The organism is Enemella dayhoffiae, assembly GCF_002250625.1.
In the GTDB taxonomy this organism is placed as follows: Bacteria; Actinomycetota; Actinomycetes; order Propionibacteriales; family Propionibacteriaceae; genus Enemella; species Enemella dayhoffiae.
This window is the reverse complement of the sequence record NZ_NMVQ01000016.1, coordinates 1-21628: the sequence shown is the minus strand read 5'-3', so window position 1 is coordinate 21628 and position 21628 is coordinate 1. Positions and strand designations below refer to the sequence as shown.

Sequence of the window (21628 nt, the reverse complement as noted above, 5' to 3'; positions counted from 1 at the left end):
AAGATGGACGATGAGGTGGAAGCCCGCGCTGAACGCCTTCGCCATCACCTTCGCAGACCGCATGCCAGCCGCCGAGGACCGCTGACATGGAAACCGCCACTTACACCGTTCGTCGGACAGTCCCGGCGAGCGTGCCGAAGCCGGGCCGAGCGGCGTACGGGCCGACCTGGCCGAAGCCGGTGATCCGGGTGATCACCAGCCGTGGGTTGACCCGGAGCAGATCGTCGGGGCCGAGACCCCACCGCTCGAGCGTTCCGGGACGGAAGTTCTCCACCAGAGTGTCTGCCTCGGCCACCAGTCGCAGGAAGAGGTCCCGACCCCGGGAAAGGTCCAGCGTCAGGCAGCGCTTGTTGCGCCCCAGCGTTTTCCACCACAGGTTGTGTCCGTCCCTGGTGGGGCCGTGCCCGCGGGCGGGATCGGGTTTGTCGGGGTGCTCCACCTTGATCACCTCGGCGCCCAGATCACCCAGGAACATGGCGGTCATCGGACCGGCGAACAGGGTCGACGCGTCGATCACTCGGACACCGTCCAGAGCCGGATTGCTCATTGATCGTCCTCCTTGGCGGGCTGGGATGGGTGGGCGCAATCCTCACCTGACAGGGAGATCCCTGCCACCCAGGGGATGCTGCACCCGGAGGGACGCAGTGCGGCGTGCCAGCCGGTGGGTACCGCCTCAACTCCCCGCCAGGCGCCGAGGACTCCGCCGACCAGGGCCGGTACCGAACCCGCCTGGCGGACCAACCCGGTGGCCGCCCCCACCAGAGTGGGCAGGCTCGACCCGGGGTGCTCCGGATGCGTCAGCGCCCAGCGCACGAAGGCCAGTGCGGCCGGCACCGTGTCACCGGCGAGGTCGGCGTAGGAGTACACCGCGTCGAGCCGCTGGGCGATTGCCAGGGTCAGGCTCCACGGCTCCGGTGCGGCGTCGGCGAGAGCACGCAACTCCCCCCACTGCAGCGCCAGCCGCCCGTTGGGATCCGCACCCCACCTGGTGGGATGGGTCAACGCGTCCGGTCCGTCCAGCACCAGGCTGCCGAGCAGGCGGGCCGCCGCCAGTCCGTCGCCGTGGTTGGTGATCACCGCGTCCTGTTCGATGAACGCCTGCGCGTCGGGCCCGAGCGCGGCGGCGTACCCGATGGACCGCAACGCGGCCAGGTCATCGTGCCCGTGCGGGTTGTGCCCACCGTTCGCGGCTCCGTCGCGGGCCATGGCGTCGAGCGCGACCATCACCGAGATCCGGCCGCTCAGGTCATCGGCCCGAGCCAACCGGCGGCCCCAGATCTCGTCCACGCCCAACCCGCTGGCGGCGCCCTGCCACGTGTCGGCGACCCAGTCGGTCACGTCACCGGGGCCCGGCAGCAGAGCCGTCGGCGTGACGTTGAGCCCGAACGGCACCACCGGGTCGGTGAGCTGCTGCTGGTCGGCGAAGGCCATCAGCTCCCGCGCGCGCCGACGCGTCCACGCCGGCATCAGGCGGCTGCGTTGCCACAGCGCCGGCCAGCCGACGGAGTCGCCGTATGCCAGCCCAACCAGGGCACCGTGCCCCGACCCGGTCATCGCCCCCCCACCGCCAGCAGCTGCTCGGCCAGTTCCTCGAGCCGTACGCCGCGAACCGTCTCCCCCAGGCACCGCCCGGTCAGCGGGCCGAGCCGGTCCCGCCAGGTCGCCGGAATCCCTTCCTCACCGACCCTGGCCCCGACCATCGCTCCGGCGATGGCGGCGATGGTGTCGGCGTCTCTGCCCAGCTCGACCGCGCCGGTGACACAGACTCGATAGTCGTCCGGGTGTCGCAGCGCCGCCCACACGGCGAGTGCGACCGCTTCCGGGGCCAGATCCGTCCACGGGAACCGTGGCGACACGACGGCCTCCAGCGCGGCGTCCGGATCGTCGATCGCGCGCACCCGCGTGACGGACGCGACCGTCCAACTCTCCTGCGGCAACAAGGACTGCGCGTGATCGAGGGCCACGTCGAGGTCGGCCCCGGTCAGCAACGCGGCCACCGTTGCTGCAACCAGGACGCCGGCGTACACGCCCTCGCCGGAGGCGCTGACCGAGGATTCGAGGCTGACCAGGCGTGCTGCCTCCTCGGGGTCGCCGGCAGCGAACACACCGTGCACCGCCGCCCGCATGGCGACCCCGTCGCTCCACGGGTGCAGATGGGCGCCGGATCCCGGAGGGCGCCACCCGCGACGCAGGTTCTCCACCGCACCCAGTTCGCTGAACCCTGCCCCTCTCTGCACCTCCAGTGGAAGCACCCGTTCGGCATAGGCGGCCACCACGTCGGCCACGGTGAGGTCGCGGCCGTGTTGCAGCAGCAAATCGCCGATGAAGGCGGCGTACTCGGAGTCGTCGGTGCCGATCACCTGATCGGTCAGGAAGTCCGAGACCCCACCCCAGCGTTGCTGGATCTCTCGTCTGGACAGGTTTTCCGCAGGTGCCCCGAGGGCGTCCCCGATCCCCAGTCCGAGCAGGCAGCCACGGGCCCGGGACACCGCGCTCGGGTCGACCACCGCACGGTGGAGACCCTTGACAGCCTCGCCTGATGCACTCACACTCAGGACTGTAAGCGTTTACAGTTTTGGGAGCAAGACTCACGAGGGGGTGGGTGATGCAGGAGTCGAGCCGGGTGACCGTGAAGACGGTCGCCGAACGTGCCGGGGTATCGATCGCCTCCGTGTCCCGAGTCCTGAACGGCCTTTCCGCTCGACCCGAGACCGTCGCCCGCGTGGAGGCGGCGGTCGCCGAACTACGGTACGCCCCGGCCGCAGCCGCCCGGAGCCTCAAGCTCGGCTCGTCGGGTCAGATCGCCTGCGCCTTCGCCGACATCGGGAACCCCGTCTACGTGGCGATGATCGATGCGATCGAACGCGAGGTGGCAGGTGCGGGGCTGCGCCTGGTCATCCACTCCACCCACTCCGACGCCGAGGTGGAGGAGCAGGTCGTCCGCGGACTCGCCATGGGATACGCCGATGGCCTGGTGATCTCTCCGCTGCGCCCCACCGACCGCCTGGTGTCGCTGTTGTCGGCCAGCACCGCGCCCGTGGTCGTGATCGGCAACATCTCCGCCCGCGCCGACGTGGACACGGTGCGCGTCGATTCGCGGTTGGCGGTGCGCACCGCGATTTCCCACCTCACTGAGCTCGGCCGGCGACGGATCGGCTTTCTGAACGGCCCGGCGGACACCTCGCCCGGCCGGATCCGGCTGGACGCGTTCCGCAACGCCAGAAGGGGCGCGGAGTCGGCGAAGACGATCGACCGCCGTTTCGTGAACGCGGCGGAGTTCGACCACGACTCCGGATTGGCGGCCGCCCGATCCCTGCTGGCGCGAGAAGGACTCGACGCCCTGCTGTGCGCCACCGACACCTTGGCGATCGGGGCCGCGCGGGCGATCAGCGAGGCTGGACTGCGCATCCCCGACGACATCGCCCTGGCGTCGATCGATGACACCCCGCTGGCGCGGATGTGCACCCCGCAACTCACCTCGGTGTCGCTCCGGGCCGCCGAGCGCGGCGCCATCGCCGCCCAGCTGCTGCTGGCCCGGCTCCAGGATCCGGCGATGCCGTCGCGCAAGCGCAGTCTGCGTCCGGAACTGATGGTCCGCGAGTCGACCCTTTCCACGAACAGTTCGAACCGCAAGCAACGGCCCAGCGCAAGGAGGCGCCCATGACCGAGGCGGCAACCCTGACACCGGCACCGAAGCGGCCGGACAGCAGGCGCCGGAGCGCCCGGGCGAAAAGCGATCAGCGCACCATCTGGTTGATGTTGATCCCCTCACTGCTTCCGGTGATGGCGTTCAGCGTCTATCCGCTGGTCAACGGAATCTGGCTCGGGTTCACCGACGCCAAGGCGGGTTACGAGATCGTGCCGCAGTTCAACGGCCTCGACAACTACGCGAAGATGCTCGGCGACGACGTGTTCTGGAGTTCGTTCAAGATCGGACTGATCTGGGCGTTCTCGGTCACCATCCTGCAGTTCCTGCTGTCGTTGGGATTGGCGCTGCTGTTGAACGCCGGGCTGCGCTTCCAGAGCTTCGTCCGACCGCTGGCGCTCGTCCCGTGGGCGATGCCGTCGGTGATCGTGGCGATCCTGTGGAAGCTGATCTATCACCCGGACGCCGGCATCCTCAGCACCGCGCTGCGCCGACTGGGGGTGATCCAGGAGAACATCAACTGGCTCGGGTCGTTTGAGCTGGCGCTGCCGGCGGTGATCGTGGTGGGTGTCTGGGCGGGGATGCCGCAGACCACGATCACCTTGCTGGCCGGGCTGCAGAACGCCCCCAAGGAGCTCTCTATGAGGCCGCGGCGATGGACGGTGCCGGCTGGTGGGAACGCTTCCGGACCGTGACCTGGCCGAGCATCACCCCGGTCGTGCTGGCGATCACCTCGCTGGATTTCGTGTGGAACTTCAACTCGTTCGGTCTGGTGTACGTGCTCACCGAGGGCGGCCCGGGCGGTCGGACGATGCTGCCGATGCTGTTCGCCTATCAGCGGGCGTTCAGCGGCGGCGAGTTCGGGTACGCCGCCGCGCTCGGCAACGTGATGGTGATCATCATCATGGCCATCCTTGTGTTCTATCTGCGCAAACGGATGAAGGAGGCGGAATGAACCGCCCGCCCACCTGGCTCCGTGTGCTGCAGTATGTGGCACTCGCCGGCTATGTGATCTTCCTCGGCTTCCCGCTGTTCTGGTTGTTCAGCACCTCGTTCAAGCCCCCGCAGGAGCTGAGCGTGCTGGAGCCGACCCTGCTGCCGCAGAACTGGACGCTGGCAAACTTCGCCGAGGCGTTCCGGGTGACACAGCTCCCCCGGGCGCTGCTGAACAGCCTGCTGGTGGCGATCGCGACCGCGGTGATCACCACGCTGATCGCGATGCCGGCGGCGTACGCCCTGGCCCGCTTCCGCAGCAAGCTGCGCACGGTGGCCGTCGGCTGGATCCTGGTCAGCCAGCTGTTCCCGTTCATCCTGCTGGTGATCCCGCTGTTCATCATGTTGAAGAACTTCGGCCTCTACAACACCCTGTCCGGTCTGGTGCTGGTCTACGTCACCTGGGCACTCCCGTTCACGCTGTGGATGCTGCAGGGCTACGTGGCCTCGATCCCGGTCGACCTCGAGGAGGCGGCGGCAACCGATGGCGCCTCGCGGATGACAATCCTGCGCACGATCATCTTCCCGCTGCTGATGCCGGGCATCGTCGCCACGGCGATGTTCGCGTTCATCTCGGCCTGGAACGAGTTCTTCTTCGCGCTGGTGATCATCCAGGACCCGGCGCTCGAGACCGCACCGCTGCTGCTCGCCCGCTATGTGGGCGCGGAGGGGTCGGTCAACCTGGGCCCATGGAGCGCCACCGCGCTGCTGACCACCCTGCCGGGGCTGCTCATCTTCGGCATCGCACAACGCAAGCTGGTCTCCGGCCTGATGGCCGGTGCCGTCAAGGGCTGAACGCCCAACCACCGAAAGGAAACACCATGAAGCGCCGCTCATTCCTCGTCGCCGGTTCGGTCGGCACCGTGGCCGCCCTGACCGGTTGCGTCCAGGCGAAGTCCGGAGGCGGATCACAGAACTCCGGATCCGGCCCGGTCAAACTGACCTTCTCCTCCTACGCGTTCCAGGAGCCGACCGTGAAGGCGGTCGACGAGATCGTGAAGTCCTGGAACTCCACCCACCCCGACATCCAGGTCGAACTGCAGAAGGTCGACCCGTCGTCGGTGCACGACAAGCTGGTCACCCAGTTTGCCGGCAACGCGGCCCCAGACATCATTCACAACGAGTCGGCGGACCTGTCCGGGTTCACCCGGCAGGGCTACCTGGCCGATCTCGGCCCGCTGCTTCCGGCCGAGCTCAAGTCGGCCATCCCGCAGGCGATGTGGGACTCCTGCACGTTTGACGGGAAGCTGACCGGGGTCCCGCTGATCGCCCAGCTGTACGTGGTGTTCGCCAACACCAAGCTGCTCCAAGAGGCCGGGATCACCGTGCCCAGGGCGGGCAGCAACTGGACCTGGGAAGAGCTGATGGCCAACTCGAAGAAGCTGACCGCGGGTGACCGCAGCGGTTTCGCCTGGGGCATGAAGTCGCCCACGGCGGGCCTGCTGTCCATGGCGATGAACTATGACGGGAAGTACTTCTATGGCAACGAGGCGAAGCCGGAGATGAAGATCGGTGAACCGGAGCTCAAACTGCCGCGCATGCTGAAGCAGATGCTGCAGGAGAAGTCGATGGCCGCCAACTCGGTGTCGCTCTCCGGCAGCGACGTTCTGCCGGGGTTCTTCGGCGGAAAGTATGCGATGTTCATGGGCGGCAACTTCCAGTCGGTCCAGGTCGCCCAGAAGGCGCCGCCCGGATTCGAGTGGACCATGCTCCCGCCGCTCAAGGGCAGCACGATCGGCCAGACCGCGAACCCGCAGACCCTGTCCATCGCGCGACAGAGCAAGGCCCCGGACAAGGCGATGCAGTTCATCGCCTATTTTGCACAGGCACAGAACCTGGCGAAGTTTGCCGAGGGCGATGCGCTGCTGCCGGTGACCAAGGAGGCCTCGGAGCTGGTGAAGAAGAGCACCGGCGGCAAGAACGGGTGGGACGCCCTGCTCAGCTCGCCCGAGGCCCTGGTCGCTGCCCCGATGATCAAGGCGGACAAGTATTCCCAGTGGAAGTCCGAGGTCGGCAACCCCACTTTCCAGGAGTTCTTCTCCGGCAAGATCGACGAGGCCGCAATGGTCAGCAAGCTCACCCAGGGTTGGCAGAAGGCGAACGCCTGAGTCATCCCGGTCGCGTACACGGAATCGAAGGCACGGAATCGAAGGCTGGAAAGGTGGAGGAACACGTGAACCTGTTGGAGGATAAGGCGATCGGCGTCTTGCAGGGAGCGGCGGTCGGCGACGCCATCGGCGGTGCGACCGAGGGCCGCAGCGCCGAGGAGATCGTCGAGCGCTACGACGGATACGTGACCGGGATCGTCGACTATTTCATGCCGGACTGGCGTACGGCGAAGCCGATGTCGCCGTATCACAAGGGCGATGGCCACGTCACCGACGACACCTTGATGACCAACCTGCTGATCGATGTGTACGAAACCGTCGGCGGCCACCTCACCCCGTTCGACATCGCCGAGCACCTGGTGCCCGCCATGATGACCAAGATCACCTGGATCCCCGAGCTGGAACGGGAAACGGTGCCGCTGCTGCGGGTCTTCCTCGCCGAGAAATGGCTGGTCACCCGGTTGTACTACGGCCACATCGATCCGCGTGAGGCCGGAGTCGGCAACGTGGTGAACTGTGGCGCGGCGATGTACATGGCCCCGGTCGGGATCGCCAACGCCGGCGACCCGGACGGGGCGTACGCCGAGGCGATCGACCTGGCCGGGGCCCATCAGCTCAGCTACGGCCGGGAAGCGGCCGGGGTGTTCGCGGCAGCGGTGGCGGCGTCGATGACACCGGGGACGACCGTGGACGAGGTGCTCGCGCACACGGTTCGGCTTGCCCGGGACGGAACCAGGTCGGCCATCGAGGCGGTGCTCGAGGCCGCCGACAGGGTGACCGGTGAGGGGGCGGAGCGCTGGGGCAACGCCATCGCTCCCCTGCGGGACGCGATACGCCCGTTCGACACGGTGGGTGAGCACTATCGCGTTCCTGCCCAGGATTCCCGGCGACCGAGTCGACTCAAGTCGATCGAGGAGTTGCCGGTGGCACTGGGGTTCGTGAAGGTCACCGACGGCGACGCCCGCGGCTCCATCCTCGGGGCGACCAATTACGGCCGTGACTCCGACTCGATCGCCACCATGGGCGGGGCCATCTGTGGGGGCCTGCACGGTTCGTCCGGCATACCCGCGGAGTGGGTGGAGAAGGTCGGCACCGCCTCCCGGCTCGACCTGACCGGTGGAGGCCGCCGGATGGCCGAGGTGGCGCGCCGGGTGCGGCAGGCCGACGAGGAACGCGCGGCGGCGAGGACCAACGCCTGGCACGCTCTGGTTGGTGGTGGGCCCCAGTGATGAGGGTGACCTGGGTGCAGCCCGAGGACGTGGTCCGGCACGAACTCTGGCAGTCCGAGCAGGAGGGCAAGGACGTCGCGGCCGTGCGCCGGGCGTGGCGCGAGGCTGGCGGGGAGGACGGCTTCCCCTATGGGGGTGCGACTGCGGACCCGGCGCCGCCGACGCTGCGGGCCAGGGCGCTGGAGCTGCTCGACGATCTCGCCGCCCTCACCGGACCAGCCGATGCCGACGAGCCGAGCGACTGGCCGGGAATCATTGCCCAGTTGGGAACTGTCCCCGCAACCGGGGCCACCGCTGATCCGGAGCGGATCACTTCCGCCTGGCTGGGCCGCGGGATCGGTTGTGTGTTGGGGAAACCGGTGGAGAAGATTCCGCGGGCGGGGATCGAGGAGATCCTGCGCGCCACCGACCGGTGGCCGCTGGACCGCTGGTTCACCGCGGTCGGGCTGCCCGAGGAGGTGTCGCAACGCTGGCCGTGGAACAGGGCGAGCCGTCCGACCAGCCTGGAGGAGAACATCGACGGCATGCCGGAGGACGACGACACCAACTACACGCTGATGGCCCTGCGGTTGATCGAGCAGCACGGACGGGACTTCACCGCCGATGACGTGGCCCAGATGTGGTTGCTCGACCTCCCCGCCGGGCGGGTGTTCACGGCGGAACGAGCCGCCTACCGAAACCTGCTGATGGGCATGTCGCCGCCGGAGACCGCCTTCCATCACAACCCGTTCCGGGAGTGGATCGGTGCCCAGATCCGCACCGATCTCTACGGGTGGGTGAATCCCGGAGATCCGCTCGCAGCGGCCGAGATGGCGTTCCGGGACGCGTCGGTGAGCCACACCCGCAACGGCATCTACGGGGCGATGTTCGTTGCTGCCATGGCGTCGTTGGCGGTCACCGGCGCATCGGTGGAGCAGGTGCTGGATGCCGGGGAGGCGGTGGTGCCACCGCGGAGCCGGCTGCGCGCGGCGATCCGCTTCGGTCGCGAGCTCGCCGAGCGCGGCGTCGGGTACGCCGAGGCGTACCCGGAGCTGGAGCGCGCCTACGGACACGTGCACTGGGTGCACAGCCTGAACAACTCCGCTCTGGTGGCCTACGCCCTGACCTCCAGCGACGGCGATTTCAGCACCGCGATCTGCCGCACCGTGATGGGTGGTTGGGACACCGACTCCAACGGTGCCACCGTCGGTGCGGTGATGGGTGCGGTGGTCGGGCCCGAGGGGATCGAGCGGCGCTGGTCAGAACCCTTGCACGACAGGCTTTCCACGTCGATCCCCGGCTGCGACGGCTCCTCCTTCGGCGACCTGGCGCGGCGCACGATCGCCCTGCTCCCCTGAGCGGTGCGATGCGCCGGCGAACCGATCGCCTGGACCGGGGCGGGCCGCCAATCGGACCTGGCCGCCAGCCGGTTACCCAAGGGGGCTGCGATCGCTCGCTGGTCGAGCTTTCTGGCGCCGGAGTCGACGCGGACCCAGGACGAACGCAACGACGTGTACGGCCAGGGGCTGCGGATATCCCTACCCCGCAAGGGGGATCCGCCGGTGCTGGTGGTCACCGGGGTCGAGGATCCCGGACACCCGCGGCAGTGGGACCGGGCCACCGCCGACCTGTTCGGCGGTGACCACCTGTGGCTGCCCGACCACGGCCTGCTCGGCCACGGCCACCTGATGATGGGCGAGGAGGGCAGCGAGCGGATCATCGCGCTGTTGCTGGAGTGGCTGGAGCGCCACGCACGCTGAGCGGGTGGTCAGGCGGCCAGAGCCCGGTCGCCGCTGAGGGCGGCGAGTCGGCGTACCGGCGCCGGACCGGCACCCAGCTCGACCGCCAGACGATTGGCTCGGTCGGCGAGGGCGCGGGCGATGCCGAGCAGCACCCACAGCTCGCTGATGCTGCCGGTGAGGGTGTTGTGGGACCAGCGGTGCCAGCCGCCGAGCAGCGAATAGGTGTCGGCGCGGAGCTGGTCCACCTCGACCCGGTAGGCCTCATGCCGACCACGGTCCACCACCGCCTCGGCCTCGAACAGCCCGGCGCGGGCGATCCCGGCGAACCAGGACAGTTCTAGCACTTCGGCGGCTGCCCCGCTCGCGTCCAGCTCCCGCAGCACGGCCCACGCCGTCCGCGGGCATTCCTCGGCGAGCGTGGCCACCGTGTCGGCCGCGCCACGCAACCCGACACCGGACGCCGGCCCCAGCAGACCGACCGCACGGAGCGAGGCGACCGCCTCGTCGGTGGACGCCTCGCCACAGGCCACCGCCGCCGCCAGCGAGGCCACCCGGGCTCGAAGCAGGTCGTCGACGGTGCTGGTGAATAGGATTCCCACGGCTGGTCCTTCGGGTTGGGCGCCCGGCAACGAGCGCTCATTCGATATTGCTATGAATGTATCGGATTCCTCAATGCTTCGGCCAGTGTGTGGTCCAGGATCCGGACGACCGTCGTCGCATCCGGGCGTACGAGAAACCGGCCCTCGGTGCGATACCGCTCGTCACCCTTCCACCTAGGCTGGTCCGGACATGAGCATGTTGCGCCGCGCCACCGACACCGCGCTCACCCCGGGAGGTGAGCTGGCCGACCACCCACGGGGGTGGATCGGCGACCTCGCGCTGACCGGCTTTCTGCTCCTGACCACGGTGTTCCCCTATTTCCTGATGATCACCTACGGGTTCTGGGGGTTCGCGGGCTGGGCCCAGTTGCTGGTCGGGTTGACGATGGTCACCCCGCTCGCCCTGCGCAGCCACTTCCCGCTGCTGTTGCTCGGGTTGGTCACCTTGGGCGGGTTCTTCCACGTGCTGCTCTCCGACACTCCGCTGCCCTGTCTGATCGTGGTCCCGCTGGTGGTCTATTCGGTGGCCCGCTGGGTGGATGCGCGCCAGTCGCGGATCGCCCTGGTGATCGGTGGCGCGGCCTCGGCGCTGGGACCGATCAGCTGGTACAAGCAGGACACCGACTGGGACGTGAACGTCGCCGTGCTGGCGATCCTGGTCTGCCTGGGCATGGTGCTCACTCCCTATGTGGTCGGTCGCCGGCTGCGCGAATCGGAGCAGGCCAAGATCCAACAGGCGAACGCCGAGCAGGAACGCCTGCAGAACCTGCTCGCCGACCGGGAACAGCGGGCCCGGATGGCCGAGATCAACGCCCGCCAGCAGATCGCCCGCGAGCTGCACGACATCGTCGCCCACTCGGTGTCGGTGATGGTGGTGCAGGCCGAGGGCGGCCGGGCGCTCGCGCGCAAGAAGCCCGAACGCGCGGTCGAGGCGCTGGACACCATCGCCAGCACCGGCCGCGAGGCGCTCACCGAGATGCGCCGGATCGTCGGCGTACTCCGCTCCGGTGCCGACGACGGGGAGGCGTACGCCCCGATGCCCGGCCTGGGGGACATCGTCGAGATGGTGCAGCGGATGGGTGATCGGGTCGAGTTGCAGACCCAGGGCACCCCGCCGCCGTGCGGCGCCGCCACCCAGCTGACCGTCTATCGGGTGGTACAGGAGGGGTTGACCAACTTTCTCAAGCACGCCGGTCCGCAGGCGCGTGCCACGGTCCGGATCCGCTACAGCGCCGACAGCATCACCGCCGAGGTGAGCGACGACGGGGTGGGCGCCGCCTCGACCGGTGACGGACTGGGCAACGGCCTGAAGGGGATGGCCGAGCGGGTGGCGGCGATGGGTGGGGTGCTGGAGGTCGGACCCCGTCCCGCGGGAGGATTCGGCGTACGCGCGGTGGTCCCGGTCCAGCCGACCGGCAGCCATCGGATCCCGGAGCCCCGGGTCGACAGAGAGGTGAACCGATGATCAGGGTGTTCCTGGCCGACGACCAGTCGCTCGTCCGCAGCGGCTTCCGGATGCTGATCGAGGCCGAGGACGACATGGAGGTGGTCGGCGAGGCCCCCGACGGGGAGCAGGCGGTGACCACGCTGTCCGCGAGGCCGGCCGACGTGGTGCTGATGGACATCCGGATGCCCGCGATGGACGGGGTCGAGGCCACCCGGCGGCTGGTCGGTTCGGACAACCCGACCCGGGTGCTGGTGCTGACCACCTTCGACCTGGACGAATACGTGTTCGCCGCGCTGAAGGCCGGCGCGTCGGGGTTCATGCTCAAGGACGCCCGGCCCGCCGAGCTGCTGCAGGCGATCCGCGACGTGGCCGCCGGTGACGCGGTCGTGGCGCCAAGCGCCACCCGTCGGCTGCTCGATCACGTGGCCCCGACCCTGCCCAGCAACCCCGGCCAGTCGGGACCGGACCCGCGGCTGGCGGTGCTCACCGAACGGGAGCTCGAGGTGCTGACCGAGATCGCGGGTGGGGCGACCAACTCCGAGATCGGCGCGCGGCTCTACATGGCCGAGGGCACCGTGAAGACCCACATCGGGCGACTGCTGTCCAAACTGCAGGCCCGGGACCGCGTCGGACTCGTCCTTTTCGCCTATGAAACGGGGCTGGTGGGTCGCTGACCTCGAATTGTTACCTTCGGTGATGGAACTCTGGCCCGCCATTTTGTAGTTTGGCAGAACTATGTTCCGCAGAGCCGCCGGACGGTGGTTCATGACGATGAGGTTCAGTGATGAAACGTGGGCGCATCCCGTTCCTGCTGACCTTCCTTGCCCTGCCGCTGGTGATCTTCACGACGTTCGTGCTGTCGCCCTTCGTGCAGGCCTTCGACCTGTCCACCACGGACTGGTCGGGTCTGTCACCGACCTTCAACCGGGTCGGCTTCCAGAACTATGCGGACATCCTGGGCCTGGACGGTACGCCCGACCAGCACTTCTGGCACGGGCTGATGAACAACGCGATCCTGCTGGTCACGGTGCCGCTGCTGACCATCGCGATCGCGCTGTTCTTCGCCACCATGCTCAACCTGGCCGGGACCCGGTCGGGCCAGATCCGCGGCGTCTGGGGCGCCCCGTTCTATCGCTTCCTGTTCTTCGTGCCACAGGTGATCTCGGTGGCCGCGCTCGGCATCCTGTTCGGCCAGGTGTTCCAGCCGCGCGGTCTGCTGAACGCGCTGCTTGGTCTGGTCGGCATCGAGGGGCGGTCCTGGCTGGCCGATGAACGCACCGCACTGATCTGCGTGATCGCGGTGATGGTGTGGATGCACGTCGGCTTCTACATGGTCTATTTCTCCGCGGCGATGGCGTCGATCCCCCGCGAGCTTCTGGAGGCCGCCTCGATCGACCGGGCGTCGAAGCTGCAGACCTTCTTCCGGGTCACCCTGCCGCTGCTGTGGCCCGCAGTACAGACCGCGCTGATCTATCTGGCGATCTTCTGCCTGGACGGGTTGGCGATCATCCAGGTGATGACGATCGGGCCGGGCGGCCCGAACGGCGCCACCGAGGTGATGGCGCTGTCGGTCTATCGCTCCTTCAAGGAGGAGGCCTGGGTCGGGTACGCCTCGGCACAGGCGGTGCTGGTGTTCATCCTCACCTCGGTCCTGCTCGCGCTGGCGATGCGGATCACCCGTCGAGAGCAGGTGCAGCTGTGAGCGTTTCCGAATCGACCGCGACCGGCGACGGGTCCACCGCCGTCGACGAGCAAAGCCGCAGCGGCGGCGTACGCCCCAACAAGCGGCCCAGGGGAAGCGGCGGGGACCGCGCGCTGACCCCGATCACCCACGTGGTGCTGGTGGTCTGGACGCTGGTCACCGCGCTGCCGGTGCTGTGGGTGTTCGCCAGCTCGCTGAAGACCGACAACGAGATCTTCGTCGACTCGTGGAAGCTGCCCAAGGTGCTGATGTGGGAGAACTACGCCCGCGCCTGGGGTGAGTCCGGGTTCAAGGACTACTTCCTCAACTCGGTGATCGTGGTCGGCTGCTCGGTGGTGCTGGTGATGGTGCTCGGCTCGATGGTCGCCTACTGCCTGGCCCGTTACGAGTTCCCGGGGCGGAAGATCCTGCTCGGGCTGTTCGTCGGCGCCAACGCCGTGCCCATGTTCGTCGCGCTGGTGCCGCTGTTCGCGATCATGAAACGCGGTATCCCGCTCGGGCCGATCCAGATCCCGCTGCTGAACACCTACCACGGCCTGATCGCGGTCTACACCGCGTGGGCGCTGTCGTTCACGGTGTTCTTCCTCACCTCCTTCTTCCGGGCGCTGCCGCAGGAGGTTTACGAGGCGGCGTTCGTGGACGGTGCCGGGCACTTCAAGACGTTCTTCCTGGTGATGCTGCCGATGGCCCGCCCGGGGCTGATCTCGATCGGCATCTTCAACGCGCTGGGGCTGTGGAACCAGTACCTGATCCCGCTGTTCCTGAACCCGGATCCGAAGCACTACGTGATCACCCAGGGTCTGGCCAAGATGGCGGCCGACACCAACTATGCGTCCGACTTCTCGGGGCTGTTCGCCGGTCTGGTGATCGGCATGGCTCCCGTCCTGATCCTCTATTTCATCTTCCAGAAGCAGATCCAGACCGGCATGACCGCCGGTGCAGTCAAGTAACAGTCCCAGAAAGGTCCCAGAGATGAGCCCTGAACCGAACAACATCACTCGCCGCAGCCTCTTCCAGATCGCTGTCGGTGGCGCCGCCGTGATCGGGCTGGGCTCGCTCAGCGCCTGCGCCACCGGTGGTGGCGGCACGACCGGCGGCGGCTCCAGCCAGGCCCCCGGTGGCGAGAAGTCCGCCGACAACCCGCTGGGTGTGGACAAGAAGGCCGCCCTCGAGGTGATCATCTTCAACGGTGGTTACGGCGACAAGTACGGCGCCGAGCACGTCGCCCTCTACAACAAGTGGGCCGGCGGCGAGGTCGCCAAGATGAAGTCGACGGTGAAGATCGCCACCGAGCTGCAGCCGCGCTTCCAGGCGGCGAACCCGCCCGAGGTGTTCGACAACTCCGGCGCCGACGCGCTGCCGCGGGCCCAGCTGGTTGCGCAGAAGCAGATCGCCGACCTGACCCCGCTGCTCGACGCACCGTCGGTCGACGACCCGAGCAAGAAGATCAAGGACATCCTCGCCCCGGGCACCGTGGCCCAGGGGTCCTTCGACGGCGTACCGCGCGAGCTCAACTATGTGTTCTCGATGTGGGGCATCTGGTATTCCTCCAAGCTGTTCGGCGAGAAGGGGTGGACCGTCCCGAAGACCTGGGAGGAGTTCGTCTCGCTGTCGGACAAGATCAAGACCGACGGCAAGATGGCGCCGTTCATCCACACCGGCGTGCACACCCAGTACATGATGGCGATCATCGCCACCATGGCGGTGAAGAACGGCGGCCTGGAGTATGCCAAGAAGCTGGATAACCTCGAGGACGGCGCCTGGAAGGACGACGCCATGCTCAAGGTGGCGAAGGCCTGGCGTGAGTACTACGACAAGGGCTACATCCTGCCCGGTTGTGAGGGTCTGGACCACACCACCTCGCAGACCGAGTGGGCGCTCGGCAAGGCCGCGATGATCCCGGTCGGCTCCTGGCTGGAGAACGAGCTCAAGGACAAGACCACCGGCAAGTCGAAGGCGCCGGACGGGTTCGACATGAAGGTGTTCGCCACCCCGTCGATGAGCGGCGACAAGCTGCCGAACAACGCCATCCGCGGTGGCGCCGGCGAGCCGTTCATGGTGTCCGAGGCCAGCAAGAACAAGGCCGGGGGCATGGAGTACCTGCGCCAGATGCTGTCGAACTCGGCCACCGCCAAGTTTGCCGAGCTGACCGGCAACCTGGCCGCGGTGAAGGACGCCGGCAAGCGGCTGACCAACCCGTCGACCGCGCTGAAGTCGGTTGCCGACGCCTCCGAGGCGGCCGGGAACAACGTCTTCCAGCTGCAGTACGACACCTGGTACGCCCCGCTGAAGAACGCGTCCAAGGACTGGGTGCGCAACCTGCTCACCGGAAAGGCGACCCCGGAGCAGTTCTGCGAGAACATGCAGAAGGCTGCCGACCAGGTCAAGGCCGACCCGAAGATCACCAAGTACAAGGTGCAGTGACCGCTCACTGAGCCTGCCGGTTCGCAACGGGACGGTACCGCTTCGGCGGTACCGTCCCGTTCTTGTTGTCTGGGTACGCCTGCTGGCGGACAACACCTGTGGCGCTCGGACAACACCTGCCGCAACGTCGCTTCGACAAGCTCGACCCATCAGCCGAGCCGAGGAGCGGATCATGATCAGCAGCAGCGCACGAGTCGGAGAGTTGGCCGCCGAATGGGACTATCTGCTGCCGCGCAGCGACGCGGTGGTCCAGGGCTGGGCGGAGCGGCATTCGGCGCTCACCGCGTGCCGGGACCTCGGGTCGGTGCTGTCCGCCATCGCCGCGGACCCCGACCCGGTGCTGGGGGCGCTGCTCAGCGAGGATGTGGCCGGCTGCCCGGTGGCGGCTCGGGTGGTGATGCAGACAATGCTGCCGAAGATGATGGCGTTCGCCCGCGGTGACCGGTACGCCGACACCGACGACTATCTGGCTCACCTGTGGTTCGTGATCAGGCGCTACCCGCTCGCCCGCCGTCCGCACCGGATTGCCGCGAACCTGGCACTGGACACCCTCAAGTCGGTGCGTGCCGAGTGGCGCCACGCCCCCGTGCCGATGCCGGAGAGCGAGTTGGAGCGAGTGATGCGGGCCCCGGAACCGGTCGACCCGATCACCGCTCGACAGCTGCTCCGCGCGGCGCGACGGCTGGGGCTGATCGACACCGACACCCACGCGCTGCTGACCAGCGTGTACGCCGAGGGCGCCAGTGGAGAGGTGGTCGCCGAACGGCACCAGCTCCGGCCCGGTACTGTCCGGCAGCGCTGCCATCGCGCCGTACGCCGTCTCGCCGCCCACGCCCAGGAACTCGTCGACGCCGCCTGACCCCAGGGAGTATCGCTGGCTGAGCCTGTCGAAGCCGTGCATTGGCTGAGCCTGGCGAAGCCGTACGCGGGCTGAGCCTGTCGAAGCCCCCTATGTTGGCTGAGCCTGTCGAAGCCTGAGTTGAGTCCCTGATAGTGGTGTAGCGCGGTCGCCAGGATCGTCACCGGCGTGTACGGCAGACGATGAAGCGGCCACCGCGTGATCCTTCGAGTGAACCTCTCACAGCACTCTCGAATGGAGTCATCACGATGACCGCACCACACATTGTCGACCCTGCCCGGCTGCTAGGCGAAGCCCTGGCCGAGGCGAGTCCGGATCTGATGCGGCAGCTGCTGCAGACCATGATCAACGCGCTGCTCTCCGCCGACGCCGACGCGGTGGTCGGGGCCGAGTACGGCCGTCCCACACCGGGCCGCGCCGCGCAGCGCAACGGCTACCGCCACCGCGACCTGGACACTCGGGTCGGCACGATCGACGTCGCGATCCCGAAGCTGCGCAAGGGCACCTACTTCCCCGAGTGGCTGCTCGAGCGCCGCAAGCGCGCCGAGACCGCGCTGATCACCGTGGTCAGCGACTGCTACCTCGCCGGGGTCTCCACCCCTCGGATGGACAAGCTGGTCAAGACCCTCGGCATCGACGCGCTGAGCAAGTCACAGGTCTCGCGGATGGCCGCCGACCTCGACGAGCACGTCGAGCAGTTCCGCCATCGACCCCTCGACGCTGCCGGGCCGTTCACGTTCGTGGCGGCCGATGCGTTGACGATGAAGGTCCGCGAGGGCGGACGCGTGATCAACGCCGTGGTGCTGCTGGCCACCGGCGTCAACAGTGACGGGCACCGGGAGGTCCTCGGCATGCGGGTCGCCACCACCGAGACCGCAGCAGCGTGGAACGAGTTCTTCGCCGACCTCGTCGCTCGCGGCCTGGCCGGGGTCCGGCTGGTCACCTCAGATGCCCACGCCGGCCTGGTCGAAGCGGTCGCGGCGAACCTTCCCGGCGCATCGTGGCAACGGTGCCGGACCCACTACTCAGCGAACCTGATGAGCGTGACACCGAAGAGCATGTGGCCCGCGGTCAAGGCGATGCTGCACAGCGTCTACGACCAGCCCGACCGGCCCTCGGTGCACGCCCAATTCGACCGGCTGTTGGACTACGTCGAGGGCAGGCTGCCCGAGGTCCACGCCCACCTCGACACCGCCCGTGCCGACATCCTGGCCTTCACCGAATTCCCCAAGGACGTCTGGACCCAGATCTGGTCCAACAACCCCACCGAGCGGCTCAACCGCGAGATCCGCCGCCGCACCGACGCCGTCGGGATCTTCCCCACCCGCGAGGCCATCGTCCGCCTCGTCGCAGCCGTCTTGGCCGAGCAGACAGACGAATGGGCCGAAGGACGCCGCTACCTCGGACTCGAAGTCCTCGCCCGCCGCCGCGTCAACATCGTCGCCGACAAGGACACCGAGATCGGAGCTGATCAACCGCCCGCACTCACCGCCTGAACCCCCACGAAGGAACGCAGCGCCACACCACCACTGGGGACTTGACCGAAGCCTGGTTGCGTCCGGTGGTTGCGGCGGAAAGGGCGTCCCGCCCACCTCGCTGGCGGTCTGGGTTTGTGCTGCCGCCGGTCTGGTCTTCAGCTCGGTACGCCCGACCCCGCCCCGACGCCCTTTCCGCCTCCACCACCTCAGCGCCCAACGTCCAGTTTCCAGGCCTACGGTGGCTGAGCTTGTCGAAGCCACCCGCCGTTACGGTGGGTGAGCTTGTCGAAGCCGCTTTCCCACAGAACGTTGGCTGAGCTTGCGAGGAACGAGCGAGTCGAGGCCTGTCGGCAGGCTGTGACTGGAGTGGCCAAAGTTTTCCGAACTTTTTCTGCCCACACAGCGGTTTTGGGCCGTTTTCGGGGTCGGACTGTCAGACCCGACTGATGTACTTGAACCATGAGCACAACAGCCGACACCCCCACGGTGATCACCGCGGTGTCGATGCTGCCCGAACTCGACAACCTCGCACTGCTCACCGACGAACAAATCCTCGCTCTGCTGGACCGTGCGGACGCGATGGCCGCCGCGGTCGCCGCAGCGCGTGCGAAGGTGATCGCGGAGACCGAGCAGCGCGAAGCCGCCGAACGAACCCACCTGTGCTCGACCGCCACCTTCCTCACCCGGCAGCATCGCCACAGCAGCCGCGAGGCACGCCGGATCGTCAAGCAGGCCACGACTCTGTTCGGCCGCTTCAACCTGATCGCCGAGGCGGCCTGTGCCGGGCTGCTGTCCGACAGCCAGGTCCGCGGAATCCTCACCGGGCTTCAGGAGCTGCCCGACACCCTTGCCACCGCGGAGTTGGATCGGGCCCAGGAACTGATGGTCGGGTTCGCCGCCGACTTCGCCCCCGACGACCTGCGCAAACTCTCCCTGCACGTCCGGCAAACCATTGACCCCGACGGCACCGACGCACATGAGGCCGCCCGGTTGGAGGCCGAACGGCTGCAGGCCGAGAAGAACCGGCGGCTGTCGTTGGCGCCGGATCATCACGGCTCCTACCTCCTGGCCGGCAAACTCCCGCTCGCCGAGGGGGAAGAACTCGCCGCGTTGTTGAAGGCCCACGAGTCGGCGCTGTGGCGAGCGGTCACGGGAACCGACGCGGTCCCGCCGACCCGGGCGCAAATGCGGGCGGATGCGTTGATGATTCTGGTCCGCCGGGCCACGAAGGTCGGGGACGCACCCCGCAACGGTGGCGATCGTCCGCGGATCTCTGTGCTGGTGTCGTTGGAGACATTGCGCACCGGGCTCGGCACGGCGCAGGTGTCGTGCGGGGAACACCTGTCGGCGACCGAACTCCGACGGCTGGCGTGCGATGCCGACATCCTGCCGATCGTGCTGAACGGCAAAGGCGTCCCGATGGAGGTCGGCACCCCGCAGCGCCTCGTCACCCCCGAAATCCGGGCCGCTCTCGTGGCCCGCGACAAAGGCTGCGTGTTCCCCGGCTGCACCCATCCGCCCGAGGACTGCGAGGCCCACCACATCCAACCGTGGTGGGCGTACGGCCCGACGAAACTGTGGAACCTGGTGCTGCTGTGCCCGCACCATCATCGGCAGGTGGAACCCGCGCGGGATCGACCCTGGAATGCCGACAACCCCGACCGCTGGGCCATCCGCCTCGACGAAGACGGCCTCCCCTTCGTCATCCCGCCCGAGGTCTTCGACCGCAACCGCACGCCACGTCGTCATGCCCGCTTCCGATTCCCCCGACCTGGTTGACGATCCCGCCGACGCGGAGACCCGCGGGAAGTTCCCCTCGACAAGGTCGACGTACGGGGTTCCGACTCGCAAGCTCGCTCAGCCAACGGTGGCGTGAGAACGGGACTTTGGGCGCTGAGGTGGTGGAGGCGGAAAGGGCGTCGGGGCGTGGTCGGGCGTACCGAGCTGAAGACCAGACCGGCGGCAGCACAAACCCAACCACCAGCGAGGTGGGCGGGACGCCCTTTCCGCCGCAACCACCGGACGCAACCAGGCTTCGTCAGGCTCAGCCAACATAGGGGCTTCGACAGGCTCAGTCGGCGTGGGTCAGGGGCGTTCGGCGACGAGCTTGTTGACGCAGCTGCCGAGGTGCTCGATCTCGCAGGTGACCACGTCGCCGTCGTTGAGGAAGGTGGGCGGCTGCATGCCCAGACCAACGCCGCCGGGCGTACCGGAGGCGATCACGTCGCCCGGTTGCAGGGTGATGAACGTGGACACATATCGCACCAGGTCGATCGGATCGAAGACCAGGTCGCCGGTGTTGTCGGACTGGCGCACGTCGTCGTTGACGGTACAGCTGATGGCGAGCGTCGGGCGTACGCCACCGGGCAGCTCATCGGGGGTCACCAGCCACGGGCCGAGCGGGGTGCTGTGCTCGAAGTTCTTGCCCTGGTCCCACATCGCGGTGCGGCGCTGCCAATCGCGCATCGAGGTGTCGTTGAGCACCGCGAAGCCGGCGATCGCGGCGGCGGCCTGCTGCTCGTCGGCCCGGCGTACGCTCTTGCCGATCACCACGGCCAGCTCGACCTCCCAGTCGACCTCGTCGGATTCCGGCGGCAGCGCGATGTCGTCGCGGGCGCCGATCAGCGTCTCGGTCCACTTGGAGAAGATCGTCGGGTACTCCGGCAGCTCGCGGCCCATCTCCTCGATGTGGTTCTTGTAGTTCAACCCGACGCAGACCACCTTGCTCGGCCGCGGGATCAGCGGGGCGTAGTCGACCTCGCCCAGCGGCACCTCGGCCCCGTCGGCACCGGCCCGGGTCCGCCAGTCGGGGTCGCAGAGCAACTCGCCCACGTCGGCGATGCCGAGATCGACCGCGCGCTCGCCATCGATGCGGATCACGGTGCTGCTGTCTCCGGTGCGGATCGTGGCGAGCTTCATCGGTTGTCCTCTCGGGATGTGTGTGGTGACGAGGATATCGAGGGTGGTCCCGGCAGTCAGGGGTGGTCGCCTTCAGCGCTCTGGATTCGGTGGACCGACTGCCGCGGGCACCCACATCGACCGGTTCAGCCGGTGGTGGCGGCCCAGAAGCGCCACCACATGATCACCGCGGTGACGGTGAGTCCGACGCCGAGGCCGGCCCACAGGCCGAGCACCCCGAGCCCCGCGACGTACGCCAGCAGCAGCGCGGCCGGCAGGCCGACCACCCACTAGCTGTTGCTGGCCATGACGTTGTTGACAGCGTCGCCCCGACTGGGGTCTCTCCGATCTGTAACTTGGTGGCGGCAGCTCAGGCGAATGCTCGCCGAAGTGCACCGGCCTCTCCGCGGAGTTCACCTGCATCGAACGCTTGGTCGACGGTGAGCGCGCCCGCGACGAGGCCTACGACGGTATCGGCCTCGGCCACCAGAACGGTCTTCGGTAAGTGGTCGTCGCCGATGCGC

22 protein-coding genes are annotated in these 21628 nt (G+C 68.1%); 16 read left to right on the top strand and 6 right to left on the bottom strand.

Going from position 1 to position 21628, the window contains the following annotated elements:
- Window positions 1–100: 100 nt before the first annotated feature.
- Genes CGZ93_RS10610 through CGZ93_RS10600 form a run of 3 tightly spaced genes read right to left on the bottom strand, consistent with a single transcriptional unit; the run spans window position 101 to window position 2549 of the window.
- Window positions 101–547, bottom strand: coding sequence for a CoA transferase (locus CGZ93_RS10610; RefSeq protein ID WP_094364117.1), 447 nt, complete (start codon window positions 545–547; stop codon window positions 101–103).
- A complete protein-coding gene (locus CGZ93_RS10605) occupies window positions 544–1554 on the bottom strand; it encodes a hypothetical protein (protein ID WP_094364116.1) in 1011 nt (336 codons plus the stop codon). Before CGZ93_RS10605 ends, CGZ93_RS10610 begins: the two co-directional genes overlap by 4 nt.
- A complete protein-coding gene (locus tag CGZ93_RS10600; protein WP_229117363.1) occupies window positions 1551–2549 on the bottom strand; it encodes an ADP-ribosylglycohydrolase family protein in 999 nt (332 codons plus the stop codon). Before CGZ93_RS10600 ends, CGZ93_RS10605 begins: the two co-directional genes overlap by 4 nt.
- A gap of 56 nt (window positions 2550–2605) precedes the next feature.
- On the opposite strand from CGZ93_RS10600, the gene CGZ93_RS10595 reads away from it, so the two are divergent.
- The 8 genes from CGZ93_RS10595 to CGZ93_RS10565 all read left to right on the top strand — a co-directional run bounded on the left by CGZ93_RS10595 (window position 2606) and on the right by CGZ93_RS10565 (window position 9715).
- Complete coding sequence (locus CGZ93_RS10595; RefSeq protein ID WP_229117362.1) at window positions 2606–3664, top strand: LacI family DNA-binding transcriptional regulator; 1059 nt, start codon at window positions 2606–2608, stop codon at window positions 3662–3664.
- Between the two features lie 92 nt (window positions 3665–3756).
- Complete coding sequence (locus tag CGZ93_RS19440; protein ID WP_229117361.1) at window positions 3757–4341, top strand: carbohydrate ABC transporter permease; 585 nt, start codon at window positions 3757–3759, stop codon at window positions 4339–4341.
- Window positions 4338–4601, top strand: coding sequence for a carbohydrate ABC transporter permease (locus CGZ93_RS19435; RefSeq protein ID WP_229117360.1), 264 nt, complete (start codon window positions 4338–4340; stop codon window positions 4599–4601). The genes CGZ93_RS19440 and CGZ93_RS19435 overlap by 4 nt, the downstream gene beginning before the upstream one ends.
- Complete coding sequence (locus CGZ93_RS10585; RefSeq protein ID WP_094364114.1) at window positions 4598–5434, top strand: carbohydrate ABC transporter permease; 837 nt, start codon at window positions 4598–4600, stop codon at window positions 5432–5434. The genes CGZ93_RS19435 and CGZ93_RS10585 overlap by 4 nt, the downstream gene beginning before the upstream one ends.
- Before the next feature lie 26 nt (window positions 5435–5460).
- A complete protein-coding gene (locus CGZ93_RS10580) occupies window positions 5461–6747 on the top strand; it encodes an ABC transporter substrate-binding protein (protein ID WP_176451729.1) in 1287 nt (428 codons plus the stop codon).
- 53 nt (window positions 6748–6800) lie between these two features.
- Window positions 6801–7976 carry an ADP-ribosylglycohydrolase family protein gene (locus tag CGZ93_RS10575; RefSeq protein ID WP_229117359.1) on the top strand — a complete coding sequence of 392 codons (1176 nt, stop codon included), beginning with the start codon at window positions 6801–6803 and terminating at the stop codon, window positions 7974–7976.
- Complete coding sequence (locus tag CGZ93_RS10570; protein WP_094364112.1) at window positions 7976–9313, top strand: ADP-ribosylglycohydrolase family protein; 1338 nt, start codon at window positions 7976–7978, stop codon at window positions 9311–9313. The genes CGZ93_RS10575 and CGZ93_RS10570 overlap by 1 nt, the downstream gene beginning before the upstream one ends.
- A gap of 3 nt (window positions 9314–9316) precedes the next feature.
- Window positions 9317–9715 carry an alpha/beta hydrolase family protein gene (locus CGZ93_RS10565; protein WP_094364111.1) on the top strand — a complete coding sequence of 133 codons (399 nt, stop codon included), beginning with the start codon at window positions 9317–9319 and terminating at the stop codon, window positions 9713–9715.
- A gap of 8 nt (window positions 9716–9723) precedes the next feature.
- On the opposite strand, the gene CGZ93_RS10560 is transcribed toward CGZ93_RS10565, so the two are convergent.
- Window positions 9724–10296 carry a hypothetical protein gene (locus tag CGZ93_RS10560; RefSeq protein ID WP_094364110.1) on the bottom strand — a complete coding sequence of 191 codons (573 nt, stop codon included), beginning with the start codon at window positions 10294–10296 and terminating at the stop codon, window positions 9724–9726.
- Between the two features lie 190 nt (window positions 10297–10486).
- Here CGZ93_RS10560 and CGZ93_RS10555 point away from each other — a divergent pair, with 190 nt between their 5' ends.
- From CGZ93_RS10555 to CGZ93_RS10520, 8 genes are all read left to right on the top strand, one after another.
- On the top strand, window positions 10487–11761 hold the full coding sequence (locus CGZ93_RS10555) for a sensor histidine kinase (protein ID WP_094364109.1): 1275 nt from the start codon (window positions 10487–10489) through the stop codon (window positions 11759–11761).
- Entirely contained in the window at window positions 11758–12417 is a 660-nt protein-coding gene (locus CGZ93_RS10550; RefSeq protein ID WP_094364108.1) for a response regulator, read from the top strand. Before CGZ93_RS10555 ends, CGZ93_RS10550 begins: the two co-directional genes overlap by 4 nt.
- A gap of 110 nt (window positions 12418–12527) precedes the next feature.
- Window positions 12528–13445: a carbohydrate ABC transporter permease gene (locus CGZ93_RS10545; protein WP_094364107.1), complete on the top strand. Its 918-nt coding sequence runs from the start codon at window positions 12528–12530 to the stop codon at window positions 13443–13445.
- A complete protein-coding gene (locus CGZ93_RS10540) occupies window positions 13442–14395 on the top strand; it encodes a carbohydrate ABC transporter permease (RefSeq protein WP_094364106.1) in 954 nt (317 codons plus the stop codon). Before CGZ93_RS10545 ends, CGZ93_RS10540 begins: the two co-directional genes overlap by 4 nt.
- 22 nt (window positions 14396–14417) lie before the next feature.
- Entirely contained in the window at window positions 14418–15869 is a 1452-nt protein-coding gene (ngcE, locus tag CGZ93_RS10535; protein WP_094364105.1) for an N-acetylglucosamine/diacetylchitobiose ABC transporter substrate-binding protein, read from the top strand.
- Between the two features lie 172 nt (window positions 15870–16041).
- On the top strand, window positions 16042–16728 hold the full coding sequence (locus tag CGZ93_RS10530) for an RNA polymerase sigma factor (protein ID WP_094364104.1): 687 nt from the start codon (window positions 16042–16044) through the stop codon (window positions 16726–16728).
- 248 nt (window positions 16729–16976) lie between these two features.
- On the top strand, window positions 16977–18224 hold the full coding sequence (locus tag CGZ93_RS10525) for an IS256 family transposase (protein ID WP_094364103.1): 1248 nt from the start codon (window positions 16977–16979) through the stop codon (window positions 18222–18224).
- A gap of 441 nt (window positions 18225–18665) precedes the next feature.
- Window positions 18666–19985 (top strand): HNH endonuclease signature motif containing protein, encoded by a 1320-nt coding sequence (locus tag CGZ93_RS10520; RefSeq protein ID WP_094364102.1) that lies wholly within the window; start codon window positions 18666–18668, stop codon window positions 19983–19985.
- A gap of 306 nt (window positions 19986–20291) precedes the next feature.
- On the opposite strand, the gene CGZ93_RS10515 is transcribed toward CGZ93_RS10520, so the two are convergent.
- The gene (locus CGZ93_RS10515) at window positions 20292–21125 is read right to left on the bottom strand and encodes a fumarylacetoacetate hydrolase family protein (protein ID WP_094364101.1); all 834 of its coding nucleotides are present in this window, start codon (window positions 21123–21125) and stop codon (window positions 20292–20294) included.
- Between the two features lie 125 nt (window positions 21126–21250).
- The gene (locus CGZ93_RS18930; protein WP_176451728.1) at window positions 21251–21391 is read right to left on the bottom strand and encodes a hypothetical protein; all 141 of its coding nucleotides are present in this window, start codon (window positions 21389–21391) and stop codon (window positions 21251–21253) included.
- Window positions 21392–21628 lie beyond the last annotated feature (237 nt).

Coding starts and splice junctions, on each gene's coding strand:
- CGZ93_RS10585 (WP_094364114.1), top strand. CDS start 4,598: ATGAACCGCCCGCCCACCTGGCTCCGTGTGCTGCAGTATGTGGCACTC.
- CGZ93_RS10515 (WP_094364101.1), bottom strand. CDS start 21,125: ATGAAGCTCGCCACGATCCGCACCGGAGACAGCAGCACCGTGATCCGC.
- CGZ93_RS10605 (WP_094364116.1), bottom strand. CDS start 1,554: ATGACCGGGTCGGGGCACGGTGCCCTGGTTGGGCTGGCATACGGCGAC.
- CGZ93_RS10530 (WP_094364104.1), top strand. CDS start 16,042: ATGATCAGCAGCAGCGCACGAGTCGGAGAGTTGGCCGCCGAATGGGAC.
- CGZ93_RS10520 (WP_094364102.1), top strand. CDS start 18,666: ATGAGCACAACAGCCGACACCCCCACGGTGATCACCGCGGTGTCGATG.
- CGZ93_RS10545 (WP_094364107.1), top strand. CDS start 12,528: ATGAAACGTGGGCGCATCCCGTTCCTGCTGACCTTCCTTGCCCTGCCG.
- CGZ93_RS10595 (WP_229117362.1), top strand. CDS start 2,606: ATGCAGGAGTCGAGCCGGGTGACCGTGAAGACGGTCGCCGAACGTGCC.
- CGZ93_RS10610 (WP_094364117.1), bottom strand. CDS start 547: ATGAGCAATCCGGCTCTGGACGGTGTCCGAGTGATCGACGCGTCGACC.
- ngcE (WP_094364105.1), top strand. CDS start 14,418: ATGAGCCCTGAACCGAACAACATCACTCGCCGCAGCCTCTTCCAGATC.
- CGZ93_RS10570 (WP_094364112.1), top strand. CDS start 7,976: ATGAGGGTGACCTGGGTGCAGCCCGAGGACGTGGTCCGGCACGAACTC.
- CGZ93_RS10525 (WP_094364103.1), top strand. CDS start 16,977: ATGACCGCACCACACATTGTCGACCCTGCCCGGCTGCTAGGCGAAGCC.
- CGZ93_RS19440 (WP_229117361.1), top strand. CDS start 3,757: ATGTTGATCCCCTCACTGCTTCCGGTGATGGCGTTCAGCGTCTATCCG.
- CGZ93_RS10550 (WP_094364108.1), top strand. CDS start 11,758: ATGATCAGGGTGTTCCTGGCCGACGACCAGTCGCTCGTCCGCAGCGGC.
- CGZ93_RS10580 (WP_176451729.1), top strand. CDS start 5,461: ATGAAGCGCCGCTCATTCCTCGTCGCCGGTTCGGTCGGCACCGTGGCC.
- CGZ93_RS10555 (WP_094364109.1), top strand. CDS start 10,487: ATGAGCATGTTGCGCCGCGCCACCGACACCGCGCTCACCCCGGGAGGT.